Source organism: Cryomorphaceae bacterium (assembly GCA_007695365.1).
Classification (GTDB): domain Bacteria; phylum Bacteroidota; class Bacteroidia; order Flavobacteriales_D; family SKUL01; genus SKUL01.
In genome coordinates this window covers 83,540-97,882 of record REDV01000092.1, presented here as the reverse complement: position 1 = coordinate 97,882, position 14,343 = coordinate 83,540, and the positions used below count along the sequence as shown (strand labels likewise).

Sequence of the window (14,343 nt, the reverse complement as noted above, 5' to 3'; positions counted from 1 at the left end):
ACAAAAAATCCGAGTCGCCACTTTGGGATGGGCGACCCGGATTCTGCAAAAGGTAAACACATCCTATGCGTTTTTCACATTTCGTGAAGCTTTTGCGTTAACCAACCAATTGTATTAACCAACGGTACAAAGGTGCAAATATTTTTTGAAGTGCTGTGTAACCATTGTGGCTTCGGTACTTCGAAAACGAGCAGCGGTTCTATTTGACCAAGGAGTGGTAAAGACGCCGAATGATAGAAAGCAAAAGCCCACCGCGGGGGTGGGCTTAAGGTGCCGACTCAAGTTTTTCTGGTTGCGAATCAGGATACAATCTACATCACTTCGGATGCTTTCGGCACTACTACTATGACGAAGAAACGTGCCAAAAGGTTACTTGTTGTTTGGACTAATGTGTAATTGATGCGTAATTAAGTTTTTTTGGCGAAGGATAATTCACGTGGCAGTATCTGGTACTCAAAGACCACCCGGTCGTCGTATCCCAGCGGATAGGCGTGAAATTTACGATTGCTGCGAATGGTAAGGTTGACCTTTCCGTCTTTGCCAACCATTTTCTCGTCGATTACAAGTCGGAGGATGTTACTGCTCTCCCACTTGTAGCCCAAAATACGGTATTGCAGAGGCTCTTGCTCAGGGTCGGAAGCGGTGATGATGTATTCTACAACGTCTCCCACCCTGAGGGTGGAGTTGGTTTTGATGCGCATGGGTTTTCCCACCGTCCACAAATTTCCAAAACTGTCTTTTACGCTCTCAATCCTGGGGAAGCCCTCCTTTCCCACTTCCAACATACTCCGGTACGCAATAATACGCGCCCGCAACTCACCGCTTACGCCCAGCACAAGGTGTTTCTGAAAAATAAACAACTCGCGGCGCGCCATGTCCGGATCGAGGTATTTCTCGAGCGTGCGAATGAAAACCACTGTGGTTTCAAGGTCGCCAAACACGGCATAAAATTCGGTATCCCAGTGAATTTTAAGCAGCTCTGCAATATCCTCAAGTGGTGCAAAGAAAATGGGATGTTCCGCACCGGCCATAGGCATTACCTGGGCCTCAGCTCCCGCTTTTTTTCTTCGCCATGCCTCGATTCGCTCTTCGGGCAATCCGCATTCTATGAGCCAGTCCACCCCGAGATTACGGTCGAGCACAGAGGCAACGAATTCGCGCAAAGCGTTACTGGTGTCTTTTAATTCGCGTGCAATCTCCATGGCTCGATTTCTGTGTGCAAGATAGACGAATTCCGCAAAACGGCCGGAAAATTCCCGCCCATCGAACGTCTGAAAATGTTAAACTTGCCTTCATCATGACCTACCGTTTATTTTCAAATATCTGCTTGATTAGCTGCTTTTCAGGGGTGCTCCTTGCCTCAACAACCAATGCTCAACCATCGGATTTCGAAGAGCGGCAATTGGCATTCAGGGCGCTGAAAGACAGTGTTTTTTTTAACCCTGAAACTTCTCCGCTCAGCGAAGAAAGCCTCGCAGAATTTTCGGGTCTGCCCTACTTTGAGCCCGACACTGCCTTCGTTGTAAATGCCCGGTTTGAGCCCTCAGATTCAACCGAAATAGTTGAAATGCCTACTACAACCGAGCGCATTGCCCGTTATCGCGTAGAGGGAATACTGCATTTTGAGTTAAAAGGCGAACCTTGCTCCCTGAAGGTGTATAGAAATATGTCAATTGCCCCGGCGCTTCAAAAACGCTCGGACATCCCTCTTTTTCTACCCTTTACAGATTTGAGCAATGGTGAGAGCACCTATGGGGGAGGTCGATACATGGATGTTCAACCATCTGGTGACTCTGTCTGGATACTGGACTTTAATCAGAGCTACCACCCGTATTGTGCGTATAACCCGCGCTACAGTTGCCCCATTCCCCCGCGCGAAAATCATTTACCCGTAGAGGTCTGTGCAGGAATAAAGCTCATGGAAACGAAGAAGTAAAATTCAGCGGGTTTCCTGGTTCCAGGTTTCCTCGGAGATGGATTTTCCATTCTTAAAAAAGAACTTGCCTCCCCAAGGGTGTTCTACACGTTTGTACTCGTTGCCCAGTTGCCCTTTCACTACAATACGTTCGGTAACGGTTCTGCTTCCATCCATGTAGGTGCGTTGCGTTACACCCTCGCTATATTGCTGCGCGAGGTCTCGCTGAAAATCTTCCAAAGTCGCATCCGGCACATCTCTACCGCGCGTATCACCCAATCGGCGTTGGCGCTCTTCCTCTTCCTCTTTCAACACCCGCGCACGCGCCAAACGTTCGCGCTCCGCATCCTCCCAATTGGCCACCTGTTGCTGCCTGACTTTTTCCTGCTCTCGGAATTCCTCCATCCGCTGTTCCCGGTCGGGTAATTCAGGCTGTTTTCTGGTTCTTTGTTCCGCCATCTGCTCTTCCTCGCGTTCGCGCAAAATTTTCAATGTGTCCTTCATCGAGAGCTCAATATCGCGGATAATGACAGGTGGATAGACGTTGTTAGGCCGTTGTTGTGCGGCTTCCTCGTATTTGCGAATGGCCTTCAGGTAGTGTTTTTGAACAAAGAGTGCGTGGCCCTGATCCATGAAATTGAGAAATGCTCCATCCTGAGCAGCTTCAAGCATTTCGCGCCCGGCCATCTCCGTACGCTCTCGTGCTGACATTTTCTTGAAATCGCGCTCCTGTGCATGCAGGAGGCTGGCAATCATCATCAGGAAACTAATAAGGAAGAACTCAGGAATTCTTGTCGGCATATGGGGTTGATTTGGAACTTCGTCGGTAAAGATAGTAAGCAATAGCTCCCAAAAAATAGGCCATAACATCAACTAAATCGGAAGTATAGCGCTCCGAGCGAGGTGGCAGCCACCACTCAAATACCAAAGATACGTACGTCGCAGTGAGAAGCACCATCCAAAGGTTGATTTCGAAACTCGGATTCACCACTTTAAACTTAATCATCAGAAAGCGCGAAATGGTGAGTATCACAGGCAAGGCAAGCAAATCAGCAAGATAATCACTTACCACAGGAATATATACATCAAGGACCCGCAGCAGGTAAAGCATGGCATAAAGCACCATCATTACCGCAAACAATACACGACCGGTTGTCATCCGGAAAAAATGGCAGTAAACCAAATTACAAATGACACAATACCCATGTAAATCATCCAGATAATATTGAGCACGTGATAGACAAAACGGTGAAACGGGTTCTCAGACTTCTTCAGCCGCTTAATAAATTTCTCGAGTCGGGTTTCAGCGGCTTTTTCACGTGCACGCTGGGCCTCTGCGCGCTTTTTTCGCGCTTTGCGGTCAATTTCTCCAGGATCTACCAATGCGCCACAATGTATGCAATGAAGCTGCCCTCCGGGGGTCCATTTACCGCACGATCTGCATTTTATTTCACTCGTGGCACTCATAAATTTAAGATGCGCAAAGGTACGAAAGCTCAGGCATGAAAAGTTCACCGCTCATTGCGAACAGGACTGAGTATGTGGTTTGATTCCGGTTTTTGCATTTTATCGGGTACTGCGTCTGTAATCACTTCTGCCAGCGCGTTTACCAGATTGATTTTGAGTTGCGCCCTGCTGTACAGCAAGCTAATTTCGCGCGTGGGTTTGGGGTAGTCAAAAGGCTTCACAAGCTTTTTGTCCTCGGCAGAAAGCTCTTCGGCGGTTAAGTAAGGAATCAAGGTCATTCCCATACCTTTTTTCACAAGCTTTATAAGTGTTTCAAAGCTACCGCTCTCCAGCTTGATATGGCGACTATTCTCGGTACTGTGGTCGCGGAATGCGCTTTCGCAAAGGTTTATCACGCTGTTTCTGAAGCAATGTCCCTGGTTAAGGAGCAGAATATCATCAAGACGCAACTCCGAGTTAAGCACAAAACTCTCTGAGGCCAGGCGATGATTTTCGGGGATGAATGCCACAAAAGGCTCGTAATACAAAGGCTGCTCAATGATGCCCTGTAAACCCAAAGGTGTAGCTGCAATGGCTACGTCGAGTAAATCCTTTCGAAGCCTATCAATGATAACCTCCGTTTGCAGTTCCTCCACAATAAGTTCAACATCAGGAAATAACCGCAAAAACACGGGCAAAATCCGCGGAATGAGTGTAGATGCAACCGTGGGAATGACCCCCACTTTAAACTCTCCTGCAACTACGCCCCGCGAGTGGTGCACCAGTTCCGTGATTTTATCCATCTCACGGAGTGCCACACGGGCCTGGGCTATAATGCGCTTGCCGATTTCGGTAGGTTCTACGGGTTTCTTTGAACGGTCAAAGACCAGTACATCCAACTCTTCTTCGAGCTTTTGAATTTGCATACTCAAGGTAGGCTGGGTTACAAAGCATTGATCTGCAGCTTTTCCGAAATGCCGATGGGTATCGATAGCCGTGAGATAGAGAAGTTGTGTATAGGTCATATTTTAATTTTGGCCCAAATATAATCCATGATGATGGTATTTCTACATTGATAATTGCAATGAATCGCTATAGAGGTTCACCAAATTCTGTCAACAGTGATTCATGTTGTCTTTGTTAAAGGCCCTGTGTTTAAAACTCTTTTACAACAAGCCGGACATAATACTTAATTTGGTGCCGTGAAACGAACCAGCCCTATGAAATCCATTCGATTGTTTCTGCTGCTGCTTGTTGCTATGGTATTGATTTCGTGCGACCGCGAAGAAGAAATCACAGGCTGCACTGACCATCTTGCTGAAAATCATGACCCCAGAGCAACGGTAGATGATGGCTCTTGCACTTTTTCTAACGACAGTCAACTGATATGGCGCGATGGTCAGCCCGGTGGCTGGAACGGAAACCTCACCACCTATGGCGTTGTACCTGAAGTCTGTAAAGGCTCCATTACTGTACTCACAGACACATCTTTTACGGAGCAGCCGATGCGAATTTTCGCAGATGCCAGCGGCGAGGTGCATCTTCATTTCAGGTTGCTCAACCCGCGTACCGCCCGAAATTACAACACAGGCTACGTCCACTTTGACGTCTTGAAACCAGAGGGTACCGACGTGGAAACACTGGAGATATATACCCACGGCAAACGTCCGCAGCAAAGTAGCCAATGCGCTGCGTTTAACCGCAGCCATGTGGTTGAAATTTCATTGCTCGCATTGCCCTCTGAAGAGTGGCACACCATTTCCATCCCTTTCCTCGACTTTACCGATTTGATGCTGGCAGACATTCGTATCATGTTTGGCGTTCAAACCGACAGCCACGCTCCCGAAAGTGAAGTGGTGCAGCTGAACAACATACGTTGGACACGATTCTAAGTTCCGACACAATCTTTTCGCCCTGTTTTCTCCCTTTATTAGCTCGGATGGATGAGCTCAAACAGTAAAAAGCTTAGTAAGCCTGCCGATCTTTTCAGCCTGGTATTGGCAGGCTTTACTATCTTAATTGCACTGGTTTTCTTCCGTGAACGACTGTATGCAGATGCAGCTTATTACTTTTTTCACGCTATAAATGCTCAGTCCTTTCATATTGAGCATGGAAGACTGGTTTTGGCCATTTCTCAATTAGTTCCGCTGGGTGGTTTGTATCTGGGACTCGAGCTTAAACAGCTTGCCATTTTAGCATCGCTTGGTAACGCCCTGTTCTACGTCCTCCTCGCTCTGTTCATTAGATTTCGCTACTCCAATAGTTATCTGGCTTTAGGGGCACTCCTCATTCCTGTTGTGAATCAACACTTTTTACATTTCAGCCCAATGATGGAGATTACCTATGGTGGTGCTTTGCTTATGCTTTATTATGTCTTGCTGACAAACGGTGAATCGGGGTTTCAAAGAATAGTTCTTTTAACCATTTGCGTGATTCTGATTTTAACAAGTCACCCTGAGCACTTTATTTCGGTAGCGGTTCTAACCCCTTCAATTCGCAAGACCGACAAGAACTGGTTGCCTGTTGCCGCATGGATTGTATTCATCATCATTGTCATATTCGTTATTAAGATCAGTACATTCAGTGAGTATGAGGCGGGGAAGGTTTCTGCCTACACCGACCATAATCACCACATTAGCCAGCTATGGCATCCGCAATATATCAAGGAATTGCTGTTGATGCTGCTGTCAGAATATACGTTTGCTATTCTTACTTTTATGTTTTGTACTGCCTACTTCCTAAAGCAAAAAGATTATTTCCGCACGCTGCAAATTTTTGCAGGAGTGGTGGCTTTGATTGTACTGGTTAACTCAGCGAAGGAGGCAACGAATTACACCCGGTACATTCAATCCATGTACAGTCCTTTTGTTGCTATCGTTTTGGTGTTTCTGCTGGCAGAAGTCATTCCGCGTCTGCATCAAATACAAAAATCTATTTTGATCTTGGCGATTGCGGCGTTCACTCTTTATGAAGCCCATAGAATATGGGGCTTCGGTGAAGACTTAAGCAGACGAACCGCAATGCACGAGGCAATTATTGAAAAGGCCCGGAATGTGGATGGCCAAAAGTTTTTCATTGACAAGGACGATTGGCAACCTGAATATTATTGGTTTGGCTGGAGTACACCTATGGAGCTCCTCATACTTTCTTCATTTGCTGGCCCAAATGAAACTATGAGCATTTTAGAGCGAGAAGATTTGGAATACAACCAGAACTTTGAACGTCTCGATGACGGCACCTTCGTAGTGCGTCGGTTCGAGATTGAAAAAAATGATTTTCTGAATTCCAGATTTTTCAGTCTTCCGAAAGGACCTTATCGCCACCTTTCCGCAGAGTAATGAGCAAATTGGGGTACAGTGTGCTAAAACAAATTGTAACGAAAAATACAGTACATGGCCTTTACCCCGTCTTTCCAATTGATTTTCTTTCCCGCCGCCTTGTTTCGCGGAAAATACGAGATGGGCACCTCAGCTATCCTAAGGCCTTTGATTTTGCTGAGTCGGGCTGTGATTTCCGGCTCAAAGCCAAAGCGATTCTCACGCAGTTTTAAACTTTTCGCTACCGACGTCTTTATCAACTTGTAACACGTTTCCATATCAGTAACCTGTTGACCGGAAAGTGCATTAGACAATCGGGTTAGGAACAGGTTGGCTACTCTTTGCAACACCCCCATATCATTGATGGCTGTTCTGCCTAAAAACCGCGACCCGTAAACGACGGTGGCATTGTTGGTCACTGCAAAATGCAGCAAAACATTGATATCATTCGGATCCAACTCAAGATCGGCATCCTGAGGTATCAAAAATTCGCCGGTGGCCGCTTCGATACCCTTTCTAACAGCAGCACCTTTACCTCGATTCACAACCTGCCGGATGAGGCGGATATTCGAATCGCCCGATGGCAACTTTTGTATGTAGTCCTCAATCAATTGGTCTGAGCCATCGGATGAGCAATCATCCACGAGAATTATTTCTTTCTCGAAGCCATGACAAAGCTCTAAATCCGTAATCTTCCACAAAACCTCAACAATAGTTTTTGATTCGTTAAAGACTGGAATGATAATGCTAAGCTTAGCCATTGATTGAGAAAAGTGTTGCTCTACCATAAATAAAAAAAGCCGCTCCAATCGTGCGGCTTTTCAATTCGATTAATCTCGGAAGCTTAGTTGCCCGAAGTGTTTGAGCGACGCTCTTTAATACGGGTGGCTTTACCGGTTCGCTCACGCATGTAGAAGATTCGTGCACGACGAACAATACCGCTCTTGTTCAGTTCAATTTTCTCGATAAACGGAGAGCTGATGGGAAAAATACGCTCTACTCCGATTCCACCTGAAATCTTACGCACGGTGAAAGTTTCGGTTATTCCGTTGCCACGGCGCTGTAGCACAACGCCCTGAAACTGCTGGATACGCTCCTTTGCGCCCTCGCGAATTTTATAGTGAACAGTAACAGTGTCACCGGCTTTGAACTTTGGGTGCTCGCCTACCTGTACCAACTCCTGCGCAATTGCTTTGATTTTTTCCATCGGGATATGCTTTATCTGTGGCTTGTAACCACCTGTAATTTTCGGGCTGCAATATTACGAATAATAACAGCAACAATCTACCACGCGGACGAATTTATTTTTCGTCGGCAGAGAGTAAATCAGGGCGCCGCTCTGCCGTACGCTTCAAAGCCTGCTCGTGTCGCCATTTTTCGATGGCCGGTGTATTTCCTGACATCAGAATTTCAGGAACCTTCCAGCCGTTGAAATCCGCCGGCCTTGTGTACACCGGTGGAGCCAGCAAATTATCCTGAAAGGAGTCGCTCAAAGCCGAGGTTTCGTCATTCAGCACTCCCGGCACCAAACGAACAACGGCATCTACCAGCACAGCGGCGGCTAGTTCCCCTCCCGAAAGCACAAAATCACCAATGGATATTTCGCGGGTCACCAAATGCTCTCGCACACGCTCATCAACACCTTTATAATGCCCACAAAGGATAATGAGATTCTGCTTCACGGAAAGTTTGTTTGCCAGAGGCTGCCTGAGTACTTCCCCGTCGGGAGCCATATAGATTACGTCGTCGTAATTCCGCTTTTCCTTCAGCCCATCCAGACACCGTGCAATAGGCTCAATCCCCAACACCATACCGGCACCACCACCAAAGGCGTAATCATCAATTTGTTTGTGCTTGTTGGTGCTGTAGTCGCGAAGGTTATGCACAACGAGTTCTACTACACCCTTGGACTGCGCCCGCTTCATGATACTGTCGTTAAGCCAGCTTTCCAAAAGCCCCGGAAGTGCAGTGATAATGTCAATTCTCATACCCCGCAAAAGTAGGAAAGTAGTACCGATATGAGTCTAATGATTAAATTCCTTCTATCTTTGATTCTCGGATAGGCATGGGTTTTGCACCTACCGCCTCTGAACCCAAAAAACAAAGTTGCATGTTACGCACATTTTCTACATCTATCATCTTCATTTTCTGCCTTTCATTCGGCCTTTTTGCGCAACAGGAAGACAAGTACAACGACCTTTTGATACTTTACGTGGATGGCGATTATGAAAAACTCATTCGAAAAGCAGAAAAGTACACCGAAAAATCTGACACCCGAAGGGATGCTGAACCATTTCTCTACCTCTCAAAGGCTTATTTTGAAATGAGCCGACTTGAAGAATTCCGCGATGAGTACCCTAAGGCATTTCGCGATGCCCTGAAGTATGCCTCCAAGTACCGTCGAAAAGACAAAGAACTTGAGTATTGGGATCTTCACAAGGATTTCTTTGTGGAACTAAGGTCTGAAGCAATGCGCGAAGCTGATATACACCTTGAAGACCGCGATCCAAGAGGTCTCAGCCAGGCTGCCCGTATATACAAGAGCCTTGTTGATATTGACCCTGACGATGCCGGTGCAGCCTTAATGTACGGAGCTACGCTCTACACCATCAATCGCCGCGGAGAAGCTGACATGCTTATGAGAGAATGGAGCCCCAAGCTCGGCTCTGTTTCTGTTGACCGCATGGATGATGATCAGAAAGAGATGTTCAAATTCGGTTTGATGTTCTACGCAGAATATCTGAAGGACGATGGACGTTCGGACTCTGCTCGGGCCACCATGGCCATAGGCTATCCGTTTTTCAAAGACGACAACGAATTTAAAATTGTGTATGATCAGGTTCAGCGTTAACACTGGTTTGAATCATTACCAAAGGGGATCAGCGATCCCCTTTTTTGTGTCAACCCAATCTGGCTAACACACCATGAAGCGCTGGCTGGTTTTTGCACTTCCGCTGCTGATTCTTTGTCTGTCTTTTTCAAAAGGCCGCGTCCGAAAGGGTTTTGAAGCCCTCTCGGTGTACAACTATTTTGAAGCGAAAAGTCAATTTGAACGCGGGCTAAAAAAATGGCCTGGTGCATCGGCATACGGTCTCAGCATTATCTTCGGCCGCAACGACAATCCTTTCCACAACCTGGATTCCGCCCTGCACTATGCAGAAATGGCGCGAGAAATGTTTCCTGCTGATGACCCGAAACGCGTGGAGTTTATGCTCCTTTACGGGGTTACCGACAGCAGCATTCAGTCGCAAATTTTGTACATAGATTCCTTTGCATTTGTAAGAAGCAAAGAGCTTCATACCGTAACTGCATACCAGCGGTTTATTGACAAGCACCCCGACGCGCTGCAATGGGAGGAAGCCATTCAGCTTCGAAATCAACTTGCTTTTGACCAGGTCAAAATCAACCACACCCACGAAGGTTACCTCGCTTTTATTGAGCAATATCCTGACGCCCGCCAGATACCTGAAGCGCGTGCTTTGTACGAAGAAACCTTCTACACCTACATGACCCGCGATGGTAAGCTGGGTTCATTTCTGGCTTTTTCCGAATCATACCCCCACAGCCCATACCGAAGAGCTGCCCTCGATAAAGTGTATGAATTGAGTACGCCTGACAAAACCCCGGCGGAGCTGCATCAGTTTATCCGGAGTTTCCCTGACAACCCCAACGTGCCTGAAGCATGGCAACTGATTTACAATAAAGAGGTAAGAAGCCTCACCGCAGAAACGCTCGCCAGCTTCACCTTAAAATATCCCGATTACCCCAGAATGGATGAGCTGAAAGAAAAATTCAACCTTGCTGTAACAAGGTTTTTCCCTATTGAAATTCGCGGGCTCTGGGGCTTTGTAAACGAAAAAGGGAAGGTAGCCGTACCTGCCATCTACGACTGGGTAGAACCGTTTAACGAAGGATTGGCTCTGGTGGGCAAAGGAGGGAAAATGGGATTCATTGATAAATCGGGCAACGTGGTAGTTCCCATTCGATACGAATCGGCCGAATTGTTCTTGGGTGGACTGGCTGTAGTAGAAAAAGAAGATTTGTACGGTGCAGTTAACCGGCAAGGAGCCGTGGTTATTCCCTTTAAATATGATGAACTGGGTGATTTCACGGACAAACTCACTTACGCGGTGCTCGACGAAAAAGTGGGATACATTGACAAGAAAGGCAAAACAATTGTGCCTTTCCAATACGACTTTGGAACATCCTTCAGAGACGGTTTTGCCAAAGTAGGTGTGGATGACCTGTACGGAATAATTAATATCCGGGGCGAGGAAGTCATTCCAATCCGGCACACATATATCGAAGAGTTTGAAAGGGGTGTTACCCGTGCCAGGGAACAAGACCTCTATGGGCTTTACGATCAAAAGGGTAAGTTATTCATTCCCTTTGAATACGACAACATTGGCCTGCCCTACCAAAGCTTGATTGCTGCTGTACGCGGTCAAAAACTCGGATTTTTGAACGACACCGGAGCCGTAGCCATAGACTTTGTTTACCAGGCAGATGGCAGAAACATCAAGGAAGTTGGATTTCAATACGGATATGTTTCGGTGCTTCTGAAAGGAAAGTATTGCCTGATTGATGCACGCGGCAATCGAATACTTCCGGCAAACTACGATGCCATTGGAGATTGGAACAATCCGCGGTGGATACCTGTATTGAAACAGCGCAATTGGGGCTACGTAAACATTGATAATAAAACCGTTATTCCCTTTCGCTACGAGTTTGCGTCAGCTTTTAAAGATCATATGGCCGTTGTGAAATTCAAGCAGAATTACGGAGTAATTGATACCACCGGAGCATATGTTGTAGAACCAACCTTCCGTTTAATTGATGTTTTTGATACAGTGCTGTATGCCGCTAAATCAGAAGATTACTGGGGTTTGCTCACCTTTGCCGGCGACACCCTCATTACCTTTGAACACGACAAATATCAACGAATTGACGATGATATTCTCCGCCTTGAAAGCAACGGGAAAACACACTATTACAACCTGAGTCGCCGTCAGTGGATATGGCGCAAAGACTAGTTGCGAATCACTTTAAACTCTACACGTCGGTTTCGCTGGCGACCTTCATCAGTTTCGTTGCTCGCCACAGGTTTTGACATTCCGTAGCCCTTGTAGCTGAGACGCGATTTATCTGCTTTGTTCTTCACCAGGTAATCAACCACAGCCTTTGAGCGAGCCTCGGACAACTTTTGGTTGTATTCTGCGCTACCTATATTATCTGTATGACCGCTGATTTCAATTTCCATGTGCGGGAAATCGTAGAGTAAATCAGCGAGCATATCAAGTTCATCCTTGGACTCGGGCAGTAATTCGGCCTTGTCGAACTCAAAGAAAATATTTCGAAGTTCCATGATGTCGCCCACTTCAAATTGAAATGCTGTTATGGGTTCATCGTCGGTAGAGGCTACCTGCTCAATTTTTCTTTTCGGCGGAGGTGGAATGGATTTTTTCGGAGCCGGACTCAGTTTCTCGCCCGGTTTGGCATCACGCACCAACACATCATCAATATAGTAATAGGCTCCGCGTTCACCCTCGGGGTATTTGATGATTTCTGTTTGCTCATCGCCGTAGAAATTGCCGATAATCAAGTAGTGCAAATCAGTTGGAGCATCAAAAACACCGCTCACCTTTACCCAGCGATTACCCTTTGTTTGCACAGGTTTTTCTGCATTGATTTGCGGAGTGTAGTACAGCGGCAAGCGGTTATTGGTTTGAATGAGGGTATCCGAAAACAACAATCCCAGGTTATTGCTTGCCCGGGCTGAACGCTCAGACCTCAGCACCCACATTTCGGCGTAATAGCGCTGCCCCGCATACAATGTGCTATCCAGCTTAACCATTAGGTACTCGTGCCAAAAAGTGGGCGTGCCCCCCGTGCCCTGAATTTTTATTCCCACCATATTATCACCACTCTTGGGCATTTGCCTGATGGGGCTGTGCTTTCGCGGATGCGCCCAACAGTCTTGCTCTACACGGGTGCTGAATAGGTCGGGAGTCGTTTCAGTAGGGCTGGTCCACTCACGAAAATACTCCTCCATAAATGAAATGCCTTTTTGGTTCCACCTGCAGGGCTCTCCCAATGTTTCTTCAAACCCCGGATTAGGAACGTAGTTATAGGTCTCCTCGCGAACCTGCTGAAGCAAGCCTTGCGCATAAGAAGTGATGGTCATGGCCAACCACGTTATTCCAACCCAGTAAATCTTCTTGCTGAACATACTCCTTTATTTTAAGGAGCAAAATAAGCAAGGTGCGTGCCTGTTACGCAGAGCATGCCACCCTAATTTTACCGATTGCTGTGTGGAAAACCCCTTGATAACCCGACTTAGACTTTTTCTGATGTTACAATCAACTGCCTGGGGTTATATGCATCCTTTTCCCGATGTGTTTCAGCAATTCAAAAGCAAGGCTGGGCGCAAAAAATCGACGATACCTGCTCAAAAAATAGTTACTTTGCTTGCTTTATGAGCCCCCCCTTTTCCATCAGTATCATTCTGCTAAGTATGTTGATGTTGGCTCCTGCTCTTCGCGCCCAGGAAGCTGATACCTCGTCTTGTTTTGAGGCTATTGTACTTCATGTTTCCGGAGAAACCAAAACCTCAGTTCTCCAATTGAAAAATAAGGCTGGCGAAGGCATCAATGTATATTACCGCAGCGAAGACCACTATACTTTCTGGTATCGATTCATCGCAGAGAAAGAAACTGTACTGTCTGTTGAACTGTGGCCCACACAAGCCGACGACACCTACCATTTTTTACTCTATGAAGAAAGCGGCCCCCATTTTTGCGAGAATCTGGTAGGAGGAGCCATTCAGCAACTTGATGTGCAAGCTTCATTTGAAACGGGGTCTTCGGGAACCAACCAGGTGATGGGCATCAGTTCCACTTTTGTGATGCCCGCAAATAGCTCCTATTATCTGGCTGTGCTAAACATGACAGACGGGGGGTGCGGACACCGTTTGGTGTACGAGGTAGGAGAAGAAAGGCGAGAGGTGAATGCCATCCATCAACCCTGTTTTAGTTTTGCACCCATTCAGGAGTGGATTGCCCACGAGCCTGAAGTGCTTATCGAAGAGGACACAGATCTGGTTTTGCCTGTGGAACAACCCGATCCTGAGCCGGAAGTCATTGCCGCCGAACCCCTGGAAAGACCGATGCCTATGGCGTCACGCAAAGCCGAAAAAAACAATGTCCCAGAAGTAAAATCTTCGGAGCCTGCACAAGCTTCTGCCCTGGCATTTGAGCTCGAGGCAGCCAATAAAATTGAACTTCGCGAAATCTACTTCCACAACAACACCTACGCATTTACCAAGCAATCGGGCAATCAGCTGAACGACTTGTATGAGCTCATGCAAAGCAAGCCCGACCTTGAGATTGTTGTTCACGGTCATACCTCAGGCAATACCCGCAAAATTAAACCCGACCCCAATACTGTTCATCTTGGTGAGGGATGGAATTTTAAAGGGAATTCACGCCAGCTTTCCAAAAAACGGGCAGAGGCTGTGAAAAAACACCTCGTAAAGCGAGGCGTTGATTCTAAACGCATTAAGACCGAGGGGCACGCTGATGATCAGAAGATCATAGAAAATCCCAATACTCCCCAGGACCACATGCGAAATATGCGCGTGGAAATCACGGTAGCTCCTTAACTTCG

15 protein-coding genes are annotated in these 14,343 nt (G+C 46.8%); 6 read left to right on the top strand and 9 right to left on the bottom strand.

What is annotated here, in order from left to right; all coding sequences use genetic code 11:
• Nucleotides 1–407: 407 nt before the first annotated feature.
• Nucleotides 408–1,202: a hypothetical protein gene (locus tag EA392_09165; protein TVR38634.1), complete on the bottom strand. Its 795-nt coding sequence runs from the start codon at nucleotides 1,200–1,202 to the stop codon at nucleotides 408–410.
• Between the two features lie 14 nt (nucleotides 1,203–1,216).
• Between EA392_09165 and EA392_09160 the strand changes: the two genes are divergently transcribed.
• Complete coding sequence (locus EA392_09160; GenBank protein ID TVR38633.1) at nucleotides 1,217–1,936, top strand: DUF1684 domain-containing protein; 720 nt, start codon at nucleotides 1,217–1,219, stop codon at nucleotides 1,934–1,936.
• A 3-nt stretch (nucleotides 1,937–1,939) separates the two neighbouring features.
• Here EA392_09160 and EA392_09155 read toward each other — a convergent pair whose 3' ends face one another.
• The 4 genes from EA392_09155 to EA392_09140 form a co-directional block, all read right to left on the bottom strand.
• Nucleotides 1,940–2,716 (bottom strand): hypothetical protein, encoded by a 777-nt coding sequence (locus EA392_09155; GenBank protein ID TVR38632.1) that lies wholly within the window; start codon nucleotides 2,714–2,716, stop codon nucleotides 1,940–1,942.
• Complete coding sequence (locus tag EA392_09150; protein TVR38631.1) at nucleotides 2,697–3,074, bottom strand: hypothetical protein; 378 nt, start codon at nucleotides 3,072–3,074, stop codon at nucleotides 2,697–2,699. Before EA392_09150 ends, EA392_09155 begins: the two co-directional genes overlap by 20 nt.
• Nucleotides 3,071–3,298 carry a hypothetical protein gene (locus tag EA392_09145; GenBank protein ID TVR38630.1) on the bottom strand — a complete coding sequence of 76 codons (228 nt, stop codon included), beginning with the start codon at nucleotides 3,296–3,298 and terminating at the stop codon, nucleotides 3,071–3,073. The genes EA392_09150 and EA392_09145 overlap by 4 nt, the downstream gene beginning before the upstream one ends.
• Nucleotides 3,299–3,426: 128 nt before the next feature.
• A complete protein-coding gene (locus EA392_09140) occupies nucleotides 3,427–4,386 on the bottom strand; it encodes a LysR family transcriptional regulator (protein TVR38629.1) in 960 nt (319 codons plus the stop codon).
• A 195-nt stretch (nucleotides 4,387–4,581) separates the two neighbouring features.
• Between EA392_09140 and EA392_09135 the strand changes: the two genes are divergently transcribed.
• Nucleotides 4,582–5,253, top strand: a complete 672-nt coding sequence (locus EA392_09135; protein ID TVR38628.1) for a hypothetical protein — start codon at nucleotides 4,582–4,584, stop codon at nucleotides 5,251–5,253.
• A 51-nt stretch (nucleotides 5,254–5,304) separates the two neighbouring features.
• The gene (locus EA392_09130; GenBank protein ID TVR38627.1) at nucleotides 5,305–6,699 is read left to right on the top strand and encodes a hypothetical protein; all 1,395 of its coding nucleotides are present in this window, start codon (nucleotides 5,305–5,307) and stop codon (nucleotides 6,697–6,699) included.
• Nucleotides 6,700–6,722: 23 nt separating this feature from the next.
• Here EA392_09130 and EA392_09125 read toward each other — a convergent pair whose 3' ends face one another.
• The 3 genes from EA392_09125 to trmD form a co-directional block, all read right to left on the bottom strand.
• On the bottom strand, nucleotides 6,723–7,439 hold the full coding sequence (locus EA392_09125; protein ID TVR38626.1) for a glycosyltransferase family 2 protein: 717 nt from the start codon (nucleotides 7,437–7,439) through the stop codon (nucleotides 6,723–6,725).
• Between the two features lie 83 nt (nucleotides 7,440–7,522).
• Nucleotides 7,523–7,885, bottom strand: a complete 363-nt coding sequence (gene rplS, locus EA392_09120; protein ID TVR38625.1) for a 50S ribosomal protein L19 — start codon at nucleotides 7,883–7,885, stop codon at nucleotides 7,523–7,525.
• Nucleotides 7,886–7,979: 94 nt separating this feature from the next.
• Complete coding sequence (gene trmD, locus EA392_09115) at nucleotides 7,980–8,666, bottom strand: tRNA (guanosine(37)-N1)-methyltransferase TrmD (GenBank protein TVR38624.1); 687 nt, start codon at nucleotides 8,664–8,666, stop codon at nucleotides 7,980–7,982.
• A gap of 77 nt (nucleotides 8,667–8,743) precedes the next feature.
• On the opposite strand from trmD, the gene EA392_09110 reads away from it, so the two are divergent.
• Nucleotides 8,744–9,529, top strand: a complete 786-nt coding sequence (locus EA392_09110) for a hypothetical protein (GenBank protein TVR38623.1) — start codon at nucleotides 8,744–8,746, stop codon at nucleotides 9,527–9,529.
• 73 nt (nucleotides 9,530–9,602) lie between these two features.
• Entirely contained in the window at nucleotides 9,603–11,711 is a 2,109-nt protein-coding gene (locus EA392_09105; GenBank protein TVR38622.1) for a hypothetical protein, read from the top strand.
• Here the strand turns inward: EA392_09105 and EA392_09100 are convergent.
• On the bottom strand, nucleotides 11,708–12,907 hold the full coding sequence (locus tag EA392_09100; protein ID TVR38621.1) for an OmpA family protein: 1,200 nt from the start codon (nucleotides 12,905–12,907) through the stop codon (nucleotides 11,708–11,710). The genes EA392_09105 and EA392_09100 overlap by 4 nt on opposite strands.
• A 246-nt stretch (nucleotides 12,908–13,153) precedes the next feature.
• On the opposite strand from EA392_09100, the gene EA392_09095 reads away from it, so the two are divergent.
• On the top strand, nucleotides 13,154–14,338 hold the full coding sequence (locus tag EA392_09095; GenBank protein TVR38620.1) for an OmpA family protein: 1,185 nt from the start codon (nucleotides 13,154–13,156) through the stop codon (nucleotides 14,336–14,338).
• The last annotated feature ends 5 nt before the right edge of the window (nucleotides 14,339–14,343 follow it).